Genomic DNA, 19,002 nt, shown 5'->3' on the forward strand with positions numbered 1-19,002 from the left:
GGACTGCGGTTGGGTAGATAATGCCTACAGGGAGGATGAGCGGATTGGTGGTAGCCAATGAGCCCTCATCTATACCCCTCTCCAAGGAGTGGGAGAGGGGATTAGGATTACAGTGACTCAACCCTGAGTTTATGCTCTAACAGTTTTTCCTTAGTTTGTTGTGCTTGTGCTAATTTTTCCTGTTCTTTCGCGATAATTTCTGCGGGGGCTTTATCTGTAAATTTAGGATTATTTAGTTTTCCTTCAGCAAGACTAATGTCTTTATCCAGTTTACCTAACTCTTTATTCAAACGGGCTAGCTCAGCTTCCTTATCGATTAAATCAGCCATAGGAATGAGTAACTCGATTTCTCCTAGTACCGCAGTCGCTGAGACAGGTGCTTTCTCATCTGCTCCTAAATAATGAATATCACTTAATTTACTGAGTGCTTTTAACGTGTGTTGATATTTTTCTACTCTGTCTTTAAGCACTGGTGTCACGTTACGAATATATAGTGGAATCAGCTTGGCAGGTGAAATGGACATTTCACTGCGTATGGTGCGCACCGCTTGAATTGCAGATTTTAACCATTCTAATTCCTCTTCAACAGTATCATTGATGAACTCAGAGTTTACTTGTGGATAAGCACTCGTCATGATGCTTGCGCCATTTTCGCTGGTTAGCTTTGAGGTACGCTGCCAAATTTCCTCTGTAATGAATGGCATTAAAGGATGCAGCATTTTAAGGATGTGATCCAGCACATGAATTAAGGTTCTACGAGTACCCCGCTTCAAAGCGCTCAGTGCCTGTTCATCTTGTAATACTGGCTTAGATAATTCCAAATACCAGTCACAATATTCATGCCAGACAAATTCATAAATCGTGCTTGATAATAAGTCAAATCGGTAGGTTTCAAAATAATGATGTACTTTGCTAATAGTACGTTGCAAGCGTGATAAAATCCACTGATCTGCCGGAGTATACTGAAATGCTCCATCATCGAAATCCATTAGATCTTCATCAGTATTAAGTAATACATAACGCGCAGCATTCCATAGTTTATTACAAAAATTGCGGTACCCCTCAACACGACCGATATCAAAGCGTACATTACGTCCAGTTGATGCGAGAGAGCAATAAGTAAAGCGAAGGGCATCTGTTCCATAAGCGCTGATCCCTTCAGGGAATTCTTTACGGGTGTTTTTAATTATTTGATCACGAACTGAAGACAACATTAAATTGGAAGTTCTTTTTTCAATCAAGGATTCGAGGTCAATTCCATCCACTATATCCAAAGGATCAAGGACATTACCTTTAGATTTGGACATTTTGTGTCCTTCACTGTCCCGGATTAAACCAGTAATAAAGACTTCTTTAAATGGAATTTTCCCTGTAAATTTTAAGCCCATCATGATCATGCGGGCAACCCAGAAAAAGATAATATCAAAGCCAGTAACGAGCACGGAAGTTGGGTAGAACTGTTCTAACTCGGAAGTTCTTTCGGGCCAGCCTAGAGTAGAAAAGGGCCAAAGTGCAGAAGAAAACCACGTATCGAGAACGTCTTCATCTTGTTTTAATGTCGTTGAATCTTTAATTTTATATTTAAAACGAACATCATTTTCACTATAACCCACATACACATTACCATTGCTGTCATACCAGGCAGGTATTCGATGTCCCCACCATAATTGACGACTAATGCACCAGTCTTCAATGTTATCCATCCATTGAAAGTATGTTTTGCTCCAGGTTTCAGGAATAAACCGGATTTCACCATTTTTTACGGCTGCTATTGCCGGTTCAGCCAGTGGCTGGGTTTTGACATACCATTGGTCGGTTAATAGGGGCTCGATAATGACATTCGACTTTTCACCACGAGGTACTTTTAACTTATGCGGCTCTGTTTTAACTAATAAGCCTGCTGCATCAAGGTCTTTAACAATTTGTTCTCGAGCGATGAATCGATCCATGCCTTGATATTTGAGGGGTGCATTTTTATTGATAGAGGCCTTTTTAGTCAATATGTTTATGACTGGAAGATTATGACGCTTACCCACTTCATGATCGTTGAAGTCATGAGCAGGGGTAATTTTAACACAGCCACTACCAAACTCTTTGTCTACGTACTCATCAGCAATAATCGGGATTGTTCGATCACAAAGAGGCAGATGAACTTGTTGTCCAATAAGATGTTTGAAGCGTGGATCTTCAGGGTGTACGGCAACTGCGGTGTCGCCTAACATCGTTTCAGGTCGAGTGGTCGCAACAATAAGCGATTCAGTTGAGTTCACAATGGGATAGCGAATATGCCAGAGAAAACCATCTTCCTCTTCAGAGAGCACCTCAAGATCGGATACTGCAGTGCCTAATTTAGGATCCCAATTGACTAAACGGGTTCCACGATAGATCAGTCCTTCATCATAGAGCTGTACAAATACTTTTTGTACGGCAGCCGACAACCCTTCATCCATAGTAAATCGTTCCCGATTCCAATCTACAGATGCCCCCAAACGTCGCATTTGTTGGGTTATGGTATTACCCGATTCATTCTTCCATTGCCAAACTTTCTCTAGAAATTGTTCACGGGTAAGATCTTTTCTCGAGATTCCTGAAGCTTCAAGTTGTCGTTCAACGACCAGTTGCGTTGAGATACCGGCATGGTCAGTGCCAGGTTGCCATAGCGTTTTATCACCTAACATACGGTGATAACGGGTTAAAGCATCCATAATGGTATGCTGAAAACCATGCCCCATATGCAGACTCCCCGTGACGTTAGGGGGGGGGAGCATAATGCAATATCGTTTACCGTCACCATGCGGTTGAAAGTAATGATGATTTTCCCAGTTTTTATAGCATGCTTTTTCGATTGCTTCAGGGGAATAGACTTTATCCATGATTAGACCTGTACTGATAAAAGCGAAATACTACCACAAATTCAGTCATAAGTTGAGCCAGTAAGGCCATCAATAACGTGATGTAAACTAATTTTATAATTGATATTTTTTTTAATTTCCTCTGGTGAGTCGTTCACATGTTCTATCAATCGCCAATCAAAGGCATAGGCTGTTTCAAGGGTCCCGGATTACGGCTTCGCCGAACCCAGGTTACTTGCTTAATGTTTTTGATCAGGTACTTGTACATCGGGAATTTTTGCTTCATCGAACTGAGGCTCAGATGCTTTTGAGCGATGATCTTCTGCGATATAGGTATACAAAGTGGGTACTACAAACAAAGTGAACCCTGTTCCAATCAACAAGCCCGTTGCAATCACTAATCCTATATCAAAACGACTTACTGCTCCAGCGCCACTGGCAATGAGTAAGGGGAGTACACCAAATACCATTGCTGCAGTAGTCATGAGAATTGGTCTTAAGCGAATTCCAGCTGCTTCTTCTACCGCCGCTCGTCTATCCAAGTTTTTCTCACGTTGTAAATGGTTGGCAAAATCAACGATCAAAATTCCATGTTTGGAGATTAATCCAATAAGGGTAATCAAGCCTACTTGAGTATAAATATTGATACTTGCCAATCCCAAATTCAGTGGAATTAATGCGCCACAAATGGACATGGGCACACTAATTAATACAATTAACGGATCGCGAAAGCTTTCATATTGAGCTGAAAGTACCAAGAAAATAATAATGATCGCAAAGACAAATGCAAATAAGAGAGCGCTTCCTTCTTGCATAAATTGTCTCGATTCGCCGCCATAGTCGTAAGCGAAACCTTTGGGTAAGGTATCATTTGCTGCTTCTTGTAAAAACTGCAGGCCTTCTCCTAGCGTTTTTCCGGGCATCATTACTGCCTGAATGGTGGCTGAATTCATTTGCTGAAAATGTGAGGCCGCATTCGGTGCAGTTTTTTCTACAGCAGTCACTACAGTTGAAAGAGGGACCATTGTCCCATGAATACTTTTAACATAGATCTGTCCCAATTGTTCAGGGTTCATGCGAAATGAACGGCTTAATTGGGGAATTACTTGATAGCTACGGCCCTCGAGGTTGAAGTAATTGACATAATTACCTGACAAAGCGCTGGTTAAGCTGCTTCCTACAGCTTGCATGTCTAATCCCATTTCAGACGCTTTAGAGCGATTAATATCCAATATAATTTGCGGTTTATTAAATTTGAGGGAATTATCGACATAGATAAACAAGCCGCTTTTACGCGCTTTATCGGCAAGCTTATTGGAAACGTCTAACAGGCTCTGAAAGTCATTTGTTGTTTTGATGACGAATTGTACTGGAGTACCGCCTCCGCCCCCAGGTAAGGGGGGTGGTACAATTGCAAAAGCATTTAAACCGGCGACCTGTGATAATTTATCTTGTAGCGGCTGTTTTAGAGCAAACTGACTTTTACTGCGTTGATTCCATGGCTTCAATACCATGCCCGAGATGGTTTGGCTGCTGTTGTTGACCGTAAAATAATTTTCTGTTTCAGGGAAACTTTTATAAATTTCATCAAAGGGCTTAGTGAAAGACTCGATATAATTAAGTGTTGCAAATTGTGGGATCATTGCCATAACAAAAAAGAACCCCTGGTCCTCATCGGGTGCGGTCTCTGCTGAGGTATGGATGTAGAGATAAGGCAGCATCAAGATAACCACTGCCGCAAAAAATAACATAATCACCCGGGTGTTCAACAAACTATGTAAGGCATTTTGATATTTCAATTTAAGTTTGTTGAAAAAATTATCGAGAAAATGAACAAACTTACCACTGCTAATGTCTTTGGATAACACTCTTGAGCACATCATGGGGGAGAGCGTTAATGCAATAATTCCAGAAATGATTACTGCACTGGCTAAAGTAAACGCAAATTCTTTAAATAAGGCTCCAGTCAGCCCTCCCATAAATCCAATAGGTGCGTACACCGCAGCCAATGTAATGGTCATTGCAATGACTGGAGTGGCGATTTCACGAGCACCAATCAATGCTGCGTCAAAAGGAGTTTTTCCTTCTTCTATGTGGCGATGGACGTTTTCAACTACGACAATCGCGTCATCGACGACCAAGCCAATTGCCAAGACAAAAGCAAGTAAGGTTAACAAATTAATACTATATCCTAACATAAGCATTAGGGTGCATACGCCAACCAATGAGAGAGGAATAGTGACAATTGGAATGAGTACGGAGCGGATAGATCCTAAAAACAGGAAAATCACTACAATCACAATGAGTCCGGCTTCAATAATGGTATGAGTCACTTCATCTAAAGAGGCTCTAATGAACGCGGTTGCATCATACACTATTGTTCCTGTTAGGGATGGTGGAAATTCTTTGATGATTGAAGGAAGAATTTTTCGTACATCACTAATTACCGTCAGAGGGTTTGCCGTTGGTGTGGGGGTGATGGAGATAAATACTGCTTTTTTCCCATTAAAGGTAACCGAGGTATCATAGTCTTGTGAGCCTAACTCAATTTTGCCCACATCGCGTAAACGGACAATAGACCCTTTGTCACTTTTAACAATCAAATTACTAAATTGTGCTGCATCATTCAGATCGGTTTTTGCGGTGATGCTGATTGCCACGTATTCGCCTTTAGTATTGCCTGCTGCAGTCAAGAAATTATTTTTGGCAAGTACAGCCGATACATCCGAGGGAGATACGCCTAATGCGGCCATTTTCATAGGGTCCAGAAAAATTCGCATGGAGTAGGTTGCACCACCTAAAATTTCCGCTTTTGCCACACCATCTACTGTTTGCAGTTGAGGCTGCACGACACGGGTTGCGTAATCGGTAATTTGTTGTGGGGTCATTTCGGTACTATCCAAGCTGATGTACATCAATGCAGTTGAACTATCCGATGTTTTCAATATGACAGGTTGTTGCGACTCTTTAGGCAATTGATTTAAGGTTTGTTGTACTTTACTCATCACATCGGTAAAAGCCACCTGAGGGTCGAAGTTTAATTTAATGTTGAGCGTGATCGTGCTTAAACCTTGTGTACTCGAAGAGGTCATGTAATCGATCCCTTCTGCACTGGCAACGGCTTTTTCTAGAGGTGAGGTAATAAATCCTGCAATCAGATCGGCATCTGCTCCTGGATAACCGGTCATAATTGTAATTACTGTATTATCCATGCGAGGGTATTGACGAATTTGCATGTTATAAATGGAATTAATACCAAAAAGAAAAATGAGCAAACTAATTACCATGGCAAGTACGGGCCGTTTGATAAAAAGATCGGTAAACTTCATAACTGTTCCTGATTAAAAATTTCGTAATAGGTAAAATGCAATTTGGTTGCATTGTAGCTGGCCCGGGATCTATTGTCGTCATCCCCAGTACTACGAGGACTCTCCACACCGAAGACCGGGTTAATAAGAGATCCTTTGTAGCATTCAGGATGACGCCTGGCTGCAGCAGCTGGTTTTTATTGTCCTAAGAGATCCGGATTACTGACCTCATTGAGTTTGACCTCATTATTGATGACAACAGGCGTACCATTTTGTAATTTTATTTCACCCGCACTCACCACTAACTGTCCTGCCTTAACTCCTTTTTTGATGACGGTATAATTTCCATGCTGTTCACCTGTGCTTACAAACACACGTTTCACCGTCAGCAGGTCAGAACCGTCTGGATTTTTCTTCCCTTCCGCATTTTTCTCAATAATGTACACGGCATTACCATATAAGCTATAGGAAATAGCAGTAGAAGGAACAATCACTGTATTGGGTTCAGCGGGTTGGCTGATTTCAATCGAAGCAAACATCCCGGGTACAAACGTAAAGTTACGAATTTTATTTTTGCTGTTTAAATCGGTATCGCAAGTAATAATTCGCTTATTGCCCATAGGTTCTTTGCGGATTTTCAATAATGGAGAATTTTCGGGATCTTTAATCGCTGATGTAGGGCAATTAGCAAGGGTACCCTGAACGAGCATATTGTGGGTGTTGAGATCTACTTTGGAGTTAATGGCATTAACTTTAGCCTCAAAAAGTGCATTAGGAAATCCCTCTACAGAAAATGTAATGGTTTGATTAGGCCGAATACGTTTGTAGAGTTGTTCTGGAAGATAAAATTCCAGATATAATGGATCAAGTGATTGCAAAGAAACAATTGTTGTTTGTCCAGGACTGATAAATTGACCTAGATTCACTTGTCGTATACCTAATTTTCCAGCAAAGGGTGCCGTAATGTGTTTTTGCTTAATTTGCGCTTGGGTTTGCTCTAATTTTGCTTGGGCTTGTTCGAGATTTGCTTTGGCTTCATCAACACTCGAAATGGGTGAAGCTCCTCGTTTGAATAAATCGTTTTGACGTTGATAACTCAACGTTTTTAGCGTGAGTTCGGCCTGATTAAATTTCAATACGGCTTGATCCACGCTGTCATCAATGGTAATTAAAGGTGCATCTTTATCCACATATTGCCCAGACTCAAAATCAATTTTTACTACATTGCCCGATGCTTGAGAACTCACATCGACTCCGTTTAAAGCAACGAAACTGCCTACGGCATTGATGGTGGGCTGCCAATCTACAGCTTGAGCAACAGCGGAAGCGACAGAAACAGCGGGTGGCTGGTAGCTTGCAAAGAAACGCTTGATCATGATTGTCTTGATCAAGTTAAAAGCAATGATCCCACCGAAAACAATCAGTAAGGCTACTCCCATGATGACCATTCGCTTTTTCATTATGCTCCCCTGAAATACTAGGTTCAGTTGACAATTCGACTCTCATTTTGGCTGAAGGGAGCGAATTGTAAACAGACCAAAAAACGGTAAATTACAAAACTCGCCAAATATAACATGAAAGATGAATATTATTACCCTTATTGTGCTTATAAGCTTCAATTTTATTTATTTCATGGTTATAAAAATATCCTATTGACTAAATACAACACTTTGTTACTATGCAGCTTTCAATAAAGTCAAAGGAGAAACCATGAAGTTGAAGTCCTTGTTATTTGCTCTTTGTGTTAGTTTGATTGGACAAGCTTTTGCAGCAAATACACATTTGCACCCCAAAGCTACCGAAGCTGATAAAAAGCCTGCTGGTAAATCAATGATGTATCCAGGTTATTGTGAAATTGAAATCATCAACAACAGTATTGACAATGTTCGTGTATACGGTTCTTTTGATGATGCTTCTCCATTAGAGCCTTTCACTATATTCTATTATGATGCACCTCATTACATCAGCTTATACTACTATGGTTATTGCCATGCTGGTATGAACCTTATGATTCAGGGTCCTTACGGAACGATTTATTCTGGTTGGACTAACGTAAACAGTACAGTACGCATTGTTAATTACCTGAATAAAGGGATTAAGAGTGAGAAAGTTGAAGTTACAGCAAAAAAATAAGTAATTAATCACTTATTTTACGATAGGGAAGTTGCATGCAAGTGCACCTTCCCTTTTTTTTATGTTTCAGGAGTTGTTCATGAAGCGTTTAGTCTTTTGTGTAGTATTCATTCCTTTTTTGACTTCATGTTATATCGCCGAACCCGAATATTACGATGCTGGTTATTATCATTCCGTTCCTCCCCGAGCTGAAATTTATGGTTTCGATGAGCGGCCACATGATTATCGCCATCCTTCTCGTCATTATCGAGGCCATCATCAAACACACGTGGCTCCTAACCAAGCTAAGGTACATGGACATGGTAATCAAGCACATCGGCATAAGAATGATCATCAACAAGTGGTTGTGAATAATAAAAATAAAAAACACGAGCATGAACAGGTTAAGATACTGAAGAAAAAAATCGGGTGGTAAGTTTTATAGATTTTCTAAAGGCCTACGTGCCGCATAGAAGCTGCGGCAGTAGGAAGATGTATTGCTAACGAATCGCCTGAAAAGCGTGTGCAGTATTTTAACCGTCAAAATTAAAAAAATAGCCTATTCAGTTTGTATTCACAGTTCGTAACCAGTTAAATTTTGTGGTACTCTTATGACGTTTTTTCTTTAGGGAGTTTTTGGATGCGTAACTCACTTAAAATGTTGTTTGTGGGTCTTTTAACTATACTTATTATAGCGTGTGTTGCTTCTCCAGGTACTGAAAGTACGGGTGAATTTTTGGATAGTTCAACGACGACTACTAAAGTAAAAGCAACATTAGTGAATCAATTAGGGCGTACAGGTTTAGCAGTACAAGTGAAAACCTTTAAAGATGAAGTGCAACTCAGTGGTTTTGTTGCTACTCCTGGATTGAAGCAAAGAGCAGGGATGATTGCTGCAAGCGTAGATGGTGTTCGAAAGGTACGTAATGACATCATCGTTAGACCTTAACCATTTTCCCAAGGATTACTCATGTTTGACCAAAGCTATACCATAAAACATTTTGATGATGAGTTATTTCAAGCAATTGTTGACGAACAACGTCGACAAGAAGAGCACATTGAACTGATTGCATCAGAAAATTATGTAAGCCCGCGTGTTTTGGAGGCTCAAGGTTCTGTATTAACGAATAAGTATGCCGAAGGATATCCTGGGAAGCGGTATTATGGCGGATGTGAGTATGTTGATGTTGCTGAGGAGTTGGCGATTGCGCGTGCAAAAAAACTTTTTTCTGCAGATTATGTCAATGTTCAACCTCATTCTGGTTCACAAGCTAATGCTGCGGTCATGATGGCTCTATTAGCTCCGGGTGATGTTGTGTTAGGTATGGCATTGCCCCATGGCGGTCATTTAACCCATGGTTCTAAAGTGAATTTCTCGGGTAAACTTTATCATGGAATCCCTTATGGTGTTGATTCACAAACGGGTTTAATCGATTATGACGTTTTGGAGCAATTGGCTCTGGAGCATAAGCCTAAATTGATTATCGCTGGATTTTCTGCTTATTCCCGTGTTCTTGATTGGCCACGATTCAGAGCAATTGCCGATAAAGTCGGTGCCTATTTGATGGCGGATGTTGCTCATGTCGCTGGCTTGATTGCAGTAGGCCTTTATCCTTCTCCAGTTCCCTATGCTGATGTAGTGACAACGACTACTCATAAGACACTCAGAGGACCAAGAGGTGGAATGATTTTATGTCGAGCGAATGAAGAAATAGAAAAAAAATTAAATTCTTCTGTTTTTCCTGGCAGTCAAGGTGGGCCATTAATGCATGTCATTGCAGCTAAAGCAGTTTCTTTTGCTGAAGCATTGTTACCAGAATTCAAAGACTATCAACAACAAGTACTCGTCAATGCGAAGACGATGGCCTCTGTGCTAATGAGTCGTGGTTACAAGATTGTTTCTGGTGGCACAGATAACCATTTAATATTGGTGGATTTAATTGATAAGAATATTACAGGTAAAGATGCTGATGCCGCTTTAGATAAAGCAAATATTACTGTGAACAAAAATACGGTACCTAATGATCCTCGTTCTCCTTTTGTAACAAGTGGGTTGCGTCTCGGGACTCCCGCAGTCACAACCAGAGGATTTAAAGAAAAAGAAATTACGCTTCTGTCGAATTGGATAGCTGATATTCTTGATGATATTAATGATGAAACGACTATTGCAAGGGTTAAAGAACAAGTATTGCTTTTATGTCGTGAATTTCCGGTTTATAAATAATTATGTTTTGCCCGTTTTGTCACGCAGAAGAAACAAAAGTGGTTGATTCACGTCTTGTCGCTGATGGTGCTCAAGTGCGCAGAAGACGAGAGTGCCTCATATGTCATGAACGTTTTACTACTTTTGAGACAGCCGAATTAATCATGCCGTCGGTCGTTAAGCGTGATGGACGGCGCGAGCCTTTTAACATTGATAATTTACGTTCAGGTATGTTGCGGGCTTTGGAAAAAAGACCGGTAAGTGTTGATGCATTAGAGGCCTCGATTATTTCAATTACACAAGAAATTCGTCGTAGAGGCGAGCGGGAGATCGATTCCCAAATCATTGGCGAATTGGTTATGAAGGAATTATATAGTTTGGATCATGTTGCTTATGTGCGTTTTGCATCGGTATACAAACGCTTTAAAGACGTAAGTGATTTTAGGCAGACAATTGATCAAATGGATAAGGATTAGTACTTTTCCCATTTGATTAATGGGTAGGTATGTGACGGGTGTAAATAACCGGGCATGGACACGCAAACGGGCGCAGGCAAGTCAATGAGCGCTAATGCGCAATTTTTAAAAATCGCGCCCTTAGCGTAATTCAAGTCAATTCCTGTGTACCTGGGTGCGTGCCCGATTGTTATACTATGCCACATCCTTTTTCTCCTTTTCATAGAGAAAAGGAGCTTTATAGATGTTAAAAAGAATTTATGAGGTAAAGGTGGAAAAGCGGTCAATAAGCGGTAAAAGAAAGGCCAGAAAATTAGCACTTCAGGCTCTTTATCAATGGTTAATGTCTGGAAGTGAATTGCATGAAATCGAAGCACAGTTTCGAGTCATCAATAATATGGATAAAGTAGATGTAGATTATTTTTGTCGTATTTTACACGGTGTTCCAGATCATGTTGAAACCCTAGAAGAGCGTATTTCTCCTTTTCTTGATCGAGAGATCGCAGGACTTAATCCAATTGAATTGACGGTGTTACGTATCGGATCTTTTGAATTACTCTATTGTCCTGAAATTCCTTATAAAGTTGTTCTTGATGAGTCGATCTCATTGACTAAAGAATTTGGTTCCCAGGATGGATACCGTTATGTCAATGGTGTATTAAATAGTTTGGCACAGCAGGTGAGGTCAATTGAAATCAATAGCCATGGATGAGTTTTCTCTTATTGATCATTTTTTTAAACCACTTGATATAAAGCGTGATGACGTCTTGTTTGGTATTGGTGATGATGCAGCGTGCGTGCGTATTCCTGAAGGGATGAATTTACTGATAAGCACTGATACCTTAGTCTCTAATGTTCATTTCCTTCCGCATTGGGATGCTTATGACATTGCGTGTAAGTCAGTGATAGTCAATGTGAGTGATATGGCGGCTATGGCTGCAGAGCCTTGTTGGGTCACACTCGCTTTAACTATGCCGGAACTCAATCCACAATGGCTGAACTCGTTTACGCGAGGATTAAAGGATTCATTAAGTCGATATCACCTGTCTTTAATTGGAGGTGATACAACACACGGTCCATTATCGATTACATTAACTATCTTGGGTACCGCCCCCAAGGGAAAAGCGGTGCTACGGAGTGGAGCAAAACCTGGTGATATTATTGTCGTTTCAGGTGAGTTGGGCGCTGCAGCTTTAGCCATTAAACTTCTTGAGAATCAGAAAATTCCTCCAAACGACAAGGCGGAATTGATGAATAAATTACTCCATCCTAAGCCTCGTACTGATTTAATTGATTTTTTGCGAAATTATGCCACTGCAGCAATAGATATTTCAGATGGGCTCAGTGCCGACTTAAATCATATTTGTGTTGCAAGTGGTGTTGGTGCTTGCCTTAATGAAGAGGCGATTCCCATACATGCCTTACTTAATCAATATTGGCCGGATCATGCTGTTGACATCGCTTTGACTGGCGGTGATGATTATGAATTATGTTTTACAGTTCCGGAACATCGATTTGCTCTATTGATGCACGAGTTTCAAAAAGCTAATTTACCCTGCTATCCTATAGGAGTCATTGAAGAGGCCTCTGGATTAAGAATGAAAGATGCTAACAACCAATGCCATAAGTTGACACCTGCAGGTTATTCACATTTTTAATTGGGTTCTTTGAGTAAACATAATTAAGGATTTAGGTTATTCTCAGTTAATTGTATGAAACGGTTCCTGGAGTATCTTCTTGAATGCTGGGGAACAGATGAAATGCTCCTGAATAAATTAATCCAACCTTTAAGATGGGCCAAGCATAGAGAAAAATAAAATGAAACAAATAAATTTAGCAAAAAGTGTATTCCAGGATCCTATTTATTTTATTGCCTTTGGCTTTGGGAGTGGTTTAATGTCTACTGCCCCAGGCACTTGGGGCACATTGGCAGCAATACCTCTTTACTTGCTATTAATAGGCACTCATTGGGCAGTTTATCTTTTTTTTACACTTGCCGCCTTCCTTCTAGGTGTCTGGGTGTGTGATAAAGTGACTCAAGATTTGGGGGTACATGACTATAAAGGGATTGTTTGGGATGAGGTCGTGGGCTATTTATTGACTATGTTTATGGCCCCTAAAGGATTATCCTGGATGATTTGTGGTTTTATTTTGTTCCGAATTTTTGATATTTGGAAGCCTCAGCCTATTGATTATATCGATCAAAAAGTTCATGGCGGTTTGGGAATTATGTTGGATGATGTGTTAGCTGCCGTGCCTTCTTGGATCTTGATGCAACTATTAGCATGGAGTTTTGCTTAATGAATGAAAATCATAAAGAGCTCATCAGTATGGGCTTGACTATTGGAATTGTGGCTCTTAGTTTATTTATTATTCATCGCTTTATTCCTTCATTGATATGGGCTTCCATAATTGTTATTGCATCTTATCCCTTATATGAAAAATGGCGCTATTTTTTTGGCAACAAAGATAATCTCTCTGCCTTACTGTTTACCACCTTAATTGGCTTGTTGTTTATACTTCCCTTAAGCTGGCTGCTGGGACTTTTAATCAAAGAATTGCAAATATTTATTAATTTCTTGCAATCTTTAAATCAACAAGGAGGGGCTGCACCTGAATTTCTAAAAGATTTTCCCTTTGTAGGCAATGACTTAGTAAAGTATTGGGATGAAAATATTGGCAAGCCAGGAATGATTAAAAGTCTTTTATCCAATGTTCATTTATCGTTAACTCCGACGAGCTATTATGTGAAAGAAATAGGTTCGAGTCTCGCGCATCGTAGTGTTCAATTGGGCTTTACTCTTTTAAGTTTATTTTTCTTTTATCGTGATGGGGATCGGTTACTCTTGCAGATTTATCAGGTAGGCGAATATTGTTTGGGTAAAAGATGGTTTCGATATGCAGACAGACTGCCAAGAGCATTGAGAGCCACAGTGAATGGAACCATAGTTGTAGGGCTTGGTGTCGGGATCTTAATGGGAGTTTGTTACGGTCTAGTCGGTTTTCCTGCCCCCACTTTAGTCGGATTTATCACGGCGCTTGCGGCAATGATTCCATTCGTCGTTCCAATAGTTTTTATTACAGTTGCTGTTATTTTATTTTCATTGGGCAGCATGATTAGTGCCATCGTTGTTTTAGTGTGGGGAACACTTGTTATGTTTGTTGCCGATCATTTTGTCAAACCTGCATTAATTGGCGGTGCAATCGAATTGCCTTTTTTAGCGGTGTTATTTGGAATTTTAGGTGGTGTAGAAACTCTGGGGCTGCTTGGTTTATTTGTGGGACCTTTAGTCATGGTTCTCTTTATGACTTTATGGCAAGAACCGCAAATTTTAGCTGCTAGCAAAATACATCATTCGTAAAAAAACTACCTGCTTTCAGCAAGGTATAAAATTAGGTTTGCGTCAGGACCACTTGGGTACTTGAACTACGTACGATTTTACGGAGGAGAGCAGGTTGAATTGACCAGCAAGCAATTCAACCAGGTTTTGGTGGTGTGTAACAATTATTTATAATCGCAATGATCAAATCGGTAAACGATACCTACATCACCCATCTGAACCTGTAGGCTGCCAAAATCATGCTTATTGCTTGTTGCCAAATAACGGTAGGAAGCATTTAATGCCCAATTTTCTTCAAAGTTAAAAGTGAGTCCGGCAGTTCCTTGGTAGGCAAACACGCCTTTTTTTACATCAAGAAATGTTCCGCCAATAGGGCCAGTACCTGTGAGCTTATCCTGCGCGTACGCATAACCAATACCCACTCCCAGGAACGGATAAATTGTTGGTAAAAGGCCATCGGAAAAATCATAATAGATGTTTGCCATTCCCACATTGGCATGGGATTTTCTCTCTAATTCGAGGAAGCCAAAATCAAATTCTTTATTCTCTGGCTGGATATAGGTATATTCCAATTCATAGCGAATAGGATTGCTTTGATAACCTAAACGTAGTCCGGCGTTAAACCCATTATTATTAAAGGTTTCTGAAAAGGTATAACCCAAAATAGTTGTCGATACTTTTTGAGATACATGAGCGTACCCTCCAAATATACTGGAATACCAACCATTAACTGGGGTTGCAGCTGCCGCAATACCACTTACGAATAAACTAGCAGAGAAAAATGCAAATTTCATAACATCCCTTTGTTGTTATTATTTTTTTAGTGGAATCATGTTAACGTGTTACTTTAAATTTGCAAGTATTGGAAAGGCATATTTTTGGAAAAGAGAAGCGTTAATGCGATTTTGGTTTGATTATAAAGTTGTTTTTGCTTTAAAAAGTGACCTGTTATTCCACTTGATAATTATTCCTCAATAAAATCATAATCAAAAATGACATTGATGTAATTTTGAATAGTTTACTAATCCTTTTGGCAGGATCTAGAACAAAGACTATACTTTCAACTGGCACTCTAAAAAATGCTTTCAAAAAGTAATGACTCTTCGTGCTCAAATGAGTGCTGCAAATAGCGTCTTAATGCAGTGATTTAAAGCGGAAATGAATCCAATTTTTTCTTTGAAATGCAAGTCCAAACTCTAGGCCAATGGAAAGTGGTGATGTTTAGAGAGGGTTAATTATTATAATCTATTGTGATGTAGAGAAATTAACATGACTACATTCATGCAATCAATTTAGCATAATAATTTTCTACTTGTATCAAATTAACATTAATGCAAAGATAAATTTTTGCATCATGAAAAGGAGTTTCAAAAAATGCCAAAAAAAAACCCATTAAAAATAGCGAAAGAATTTGTTGAACAAGTAATAGCGATACTTGCTAATGAGACAGTAGAAGGGCGTGAAAAGATCGTTGCCATTGCCCAAAGAGCAGAAAAGGAGTATCAACGCCCTGTAAAATCATGGTTAACAGGCTGGGTTTATCAATTCACCAGAACACGTGGTGATAAAGTAGAACAATCCATTAATGTAATGGAAAACTTTCCTGATGCTTACACTCGATTACTCGAGTTTAAATTGATGATTAGCGAGGGGGAGTGGAATGTAGATAGTTCCTATAATTATTTCCTTTTTCGCCAGATAGCGGATGCGGTATACCTAGCTAACTCCGAGTTCCAACCGGTAGAAGAACATCTTATCCCTACTTTTCTGAAGGCTCTCAAAAATGAAGTAATGGTAGAGGTGAACAGTTATTTGGCTCAGCATAAACTTTCATTAGAAGACAAAAAGAAACGTGACTTAGAACTTCTGGCAGCGCATGAAAGTGCTCGCCAACTGGCTGAAAATGTAATGGTATTTAATGATCTTGAAACTGCTAAAAATTATCAAGCGAAAGAACAAAACAAAATTGTTTTTTCTCTTAGTTTTAAAAACCACGAATGGCATCTTTCTTGGGTCGATGTAACGGGACAAGTTTATCCTCTTACCCCAGGTTTAGAGTTAAGGAAGAAATTGGCAACTTTAAAGGAAAAAGATATAGAAAAAGATCCAGAAAAATTAAATGCCATTAAGAAGGAGTGTATTAAAGCAAGAGAGGTATATGTTGCTAAAGTGCAAGTAGATATTGATCCTGAATTGAGTAACGAGGATCTGATTCGAAACGGTATTACTTCCACTTTTGTTTTACGCCATCAAGAAAAAGGGCAAAGCCTTTGGTGGATAAACAGCATGGGTGTTCCTCATCAAATGAGTCTCACAGATCATCCGGCAATGTCTTCTTGGTTGACTAATCATCACGGTTCATTTAGCGAAGCTGATGTGCTGCAATTAAAAGCTTTTTTGTTGCAAATCAATACCAAACAGTCCATCGCAACCGCAAAACTCGATAAAATGAGTGTCTTATTATCAAAAGTATTACAAAATAAAGACAAACAACAGCAACTTTTGATTGATGCGCCTGATAAAGAAGAGAATCAAACTAAGGTACCTAAAATAAACATGAAGAAATTTGCCTTTCTTGAAGAAAATATGAAAGATCGCGTAAAAAAAATAGCTTCGCAGGATCCTGCACCTACAAAAAAAGTAGTTTCTGAATCAAAGCAAGAATGTATTGAAGAAATTACCCCAGAGAAAAAGTCTAATAAGTTGGGACAAGATAGATATTCAGCACTCTCAGGGTTACCTACTTTTTGGCAACAACGTAAAAGTGCAATGGAAGAATCATTGGCCAATGAAGTCATCAATGAAAAGCAGCCTCTGAGTCATCCTTAATTTTAATTAGACCTGGTGTAAAGAGTAACCAGTAAGCCTAAATACCCTCTCCCACTTGTGGGAGTGAGGTAGGGGTGAGGGTTCATTAGCCGTAATTAATCCCTTCATCCACCCAGGGGGCACTTTCTCTCCATAAGGAGAAGGGGTAGTCCACTTAACTTAGTGACGCTCGTACTGTTCAAAAACCATTCGTGATAGGATAACGCCAGTCTTTACCAAAAGCGGTTGGACTTATTTTTATCCCTGGTGCAGATTGACGCCGTTTGTATTCATTGCGTTTGATTAATTGAATTACTTTAGCTACAGTTTCTGCGGCAAAACCTTGCTGAATTATTTCTTCAGGGGTTAAGTATTTCTCCATATAGGCAACAATGATTGCATCCAGTATTGCATAGTCAGGTAAGCTGTCTTGATCGGTTTGATCGGCTCTTAATTCAGCGGATGGAGCACGAGTCAGGACCCGTTCGGGAATCACTTGTGAAAGACTGTTACGGTAATGTGCCAGAGCATAAACTTGGGTTTTTAGAACATCTTTTAATACCGCAAATCCTCCAGCCATATCTCCGTACAAGGTGGCATAGCCGACAGCAGATTCGCTTTTATTCGATGTTGTAAGTACCATTTTTCCTGTTTTGTTAGACAACGCCATAATCAACAAACCACGAATTCGTGCTTGAATGTTTTCTTCAGTGGTATCAGTTGGTAACCCTTTAAATTCGGGCTCGAGAGTAGTCATTAGCGCATCAAAAGCGGGTTCAATAGAGAGCATGGAATAGGATACATTCAAGTGCTTTATTTGTGTTAAAGCGTCTTCGTTACTCATTTGGGCTGTATAACGTGAAGGCATAAGAACCGCATGGACGCGCTCTGCGCCTAATGCATCGACTGCTACAGTCAACGTTAATGCCGAATCAATACCTCCTGAAAGTCCAACTAAAACTCCAGGGAAATGATTTTTATTGACATAATCTCGAGTACCACAAACCAATGCTTCATAGATTAATGGTTCAAAATCGAGAAGAGGGGAAGTTTCTCCCTTGATCTGATTTGCTTGGATTTCAACCGTACGTAAATCCTCTTCAAATGCTGGAGACCGTGCGCAAATTACACCATGAGAATCAATTGCTAATGATTGACCATCGAATAACAGTTCATCCTGACCGCCAATTTGATTTACATAGATTATAGATATACCCCGTTTTGCATAAGATTTTAGCAGGGCTTCTCTTTTTTGGTATTTACTGTAATCAAATGGGGAGGCATTTAAAATGAGTAGGACAGAAATTCCATTTTCAATTAAATCTTCTGCAGGGCCTGGATGCCATAAATCTTCACAAATAATTACGCCTACTTTGCTGTTATTTATTTCTAAGAGGCATGGATTTTTTTTCCCTGGGGTAAAATAACGCGCTTCATCAAAAATTTCATAGTTTGGCAAATTTTGTTTATGGTACTCTGCAATTTTTTGTCCTTGATAAAAAATACTCACGCTATTATACAGTCGTTGCTTATCCCGGCTTGGATGTCCTACCAGGACATAGCAGTCTTTTGTTGCCTCTTGAATGTGTTTTAAATGTTCGGTAACGGCTTGTTGAAACTCTTTACGAAAGAGTAAATCTTCGGGGGGATAGCCGGTTAAAGCCAATTCAGGAAAGAGTATGACATGATGATCTGCTTGTTTGCTTTTTATAACTTCGATGATTTTATCCCTGTTGGATGCCAAAGCTCCTACAGTTGGATTAATTTGTGCCATAAGTACAGTAAGCTTATTCTGCATGATATATACTCTATAAAGAACCCCAAGGTGTGCTCAACAGGATACCCTAATACAAAGAACCCTTAATTTAAAGATAAAAATGTTAATTAATTTAAAAATTGTCTAAAATGTACCCTTTGCCATTA

15 protein-coding genes are annotated in these 19,002 nt (G+C 39.6%); 10 read left to right on the forward strand and 5 right to left on the reverse strand.

Going from position 1 to position 19,002, the window contains the following annotated elements; all coding sequences use genetic code 11:
- Window positions 1-107: 107 nt before the first annotated feature.
- The 3 genes from OQJ13_RS13515 to OQJ13_RS13525 form a co-directional block, all read right to left on the reverse strand.
- Complete coding sequence (locus OQJ13_RS13515; protein ID WP_265711353.1) at window positions 108-2,873, reverse strand: valine--tRNA ligase; 2,766 nt, start codon at window positions 2,871-2,873, stop codon at window positions 108-110.
- A 218-nt stretch (window positions 2,874-3,091) separates the two neighbouring features.
- Complete coding sequence (locus tag OQJ13_RS13520) at window positions 3,092-6,181, reverse strand: efflux RND transporter permease subunit (protein WP_265711354.1); 3,090 nt, start codon at window positions 6,179-6,181, stop codon at window positions 3,092-3,094.
- A 176-nt stretch (window positions 6,182-6,357) separates the two neighbouring features.
- A complete protein-coding gene (locus OQJ13_RS13525) occupies window positions 6,358-7,620 on the reverse strand; it encodes an efflux RND transporter periplasmic adaptor subunit (protein WP_265711355.1) in 1,263 nt (420 codons plus the stop codon).
- A 250-nt stretch (window positions 7,621-7,870) separates the two neighbouring features.
- On the opposite strand from OQJ13_RS13525, the gene OQJ13_RS13530 reads away from it, so the two are divergent.
- The 9 genes from OQJ13_RS13530 (at window position 7,871) to OQJ13_RS13570 (ending at window position 14,292) form a co-directional block, all read left to right on the forward strand.
- The gene (locus OQJ13_RS13530; protein ID WP_265711356.1) at window positions 7,871-8,293 is read left to right on the forward strand and encodes a hypothetical protein; all 423 of its coding nucleotides are present in this window, start codon (window positions 7,871-7,873) and stop codon (window positions 8,291-8,293) included.
- A 79-nt stretch (window positions 8,294-8,372) separates the two neighbouring features.
- Window positions 8,373-8,708, forward strand: a complete 336-nt coding sequence (locus OQJ13_RS13535; protein ID WP_265711357.1) for a hypothetical protein — start codon at window positions 8,373-8,375, stop codon at window positions 8,706-8,708.
- Window positions 8,709-8,912: 204 nt separating this feature from the next.
- The gene (locus tag OQJ13_RS13540; protein WP_265711358.1) at window positions 8,913-9,221 is read left to right on the forward strand and encodes a BON domain-containing protein; all 309 of its coding nucleotides are present in this window, start codon (window positions 8,913-8,915) and stop codon (window positions 9,219-9,221) included.
- A 21-nt stretch (window positions 9,222-9,242) separates the two neighbouring features.
- A complete protein-coding gene (gene glyA / locus OQJ13_RS13545; protein WP_265711359.1) occupies window positions 9,243-10,496 on the forward strand; it encodes a serine hydroxymethyltransferase in 1,254 nt (417 codons plus the stop codon).
- A gap of 2 nt (window positions 10,497-10,498) precedes the next feature.
- On the forward strand, window positions 10,499-10,951 hold the full coding sequence (nrdR, locus tag OQJ13_RS13550; RefSeq protein WP_265702960.1) for a transcriptional regulator NrdR: 453 nt from the start codon (window positions 10,499-10,501) through the stop codon (window positions 10,949-10,951).
- A gap of 250 nt (window positions 10,952-11,201) precedes the next feature.
- The gene (gene nusB / locus OQJ13_RS13555; protein WP_265711946.1) at window positions 11,202-11,642 is read left to right on the forward strand and encodes a transcription antitermination factor NusB; all 441 of its coding nucleotides are present in this window, start codon (window positions 11,202-11,204) and stop codon (window positions 11,640-11,642) included.
- Window positions 11,635-12,588, forward strand: coding sequence for a thiamine-phosphate kinase (gene thiL, locus OQJ13_RS13560; protein ID WP_265711947.1), 954 nt, complete (start codon window positions 11,635-11,637; stop codon window positions 12,586-12,588). Before nusB ends, thiL begins: the two co-directional genes overlap by 8 nt.
- 160 nt (window positions 12,589-12,748) lie before the next feature.
- On the forward strand, window positions 12,749-13,231 hold the full coding sequence (locus OQJ13_RS13565) for a phosphatidylglycerophosphatase A (RefSeq protein ID WP_265711360.1): 483 nt from the start codon (window positions 12,749-12,751) through the stop codon (window positions 13,229-13,231).
- Window positions 13,231-14,292, forward strand: coding sequence for an AI-2E family transporter (locus tag OQJ13_RS13570; RefSeq protein WP_265711362.1), 1,062 nt, complete (start codon window positions 13,231-13,233; stop codon window positions 14,290-14,292). Before OQJ13_RS13565 ends, OQJ13_RS13570 begins: the two co-directional genes overlap by 1 nt.
- A gap of 143 nt (window positions 14,293-14,435) precedes the next feature.
- Here OQJ13_RS13570 and OQJ13_RS13575 read toward each other — a convergent pair whose 3' ends face one another.
- The gene (locus OQJ13_RS13575) at window positions 14,436-15,065 is read right to left on the reverse strand and encodes an outer membrane protein (protein WP_265711363.1); all 630 of its coding nucleotides are present in this window, start codon (window positions 15,063-15,065) and stop codon (window positions 14,436-14,438) included.
- A gap of 580 nt (window positions 15,066-15,645) precedes the next feature.
- On the opposite strand from OQJ13_RS13575, the gene OQJ13_RS13580 reads away from it, so the two are divergent.
- Window positions 15,646-17,100, forward strand: coding sequence for a hypothetical protein (locus tag OQJ13_RS13580; protein ID WP_265711364.1), 1,455 nt, complete (start codon window positions 15,646-15,648; stop codon window positions 17,098-17,100).
- 178 nt (window positions 17,101-17,278) lie between these two features.
- Here OQJ13_RS13580 and OQJ13_RS13585 read toward each other — a convergent pair whose 3' ends face one another.
- Window positions 17,279-18,877, reverse strand: coding sequence for an NAD+ synthase (locus OQJ13_RS13585; protein ID WP_265711365.1), 1,599 nt, complete (start codon window positions 18,875-18,877; stop codon window positions 17,279-17,281).
- Window positions 18,878-19,002 lie beyond the last annotated feature (125 nt).

This window comes from Legionella sp. PATHC035 (genome assembly GCF_026191115.1).
In the GTDB taxonomy this organism is placed as follows: domain Bacteria; phylum Pseudomonadota; class Gammaproteobacteria; order Legionellales; family Legionellaceae; genus Legionella.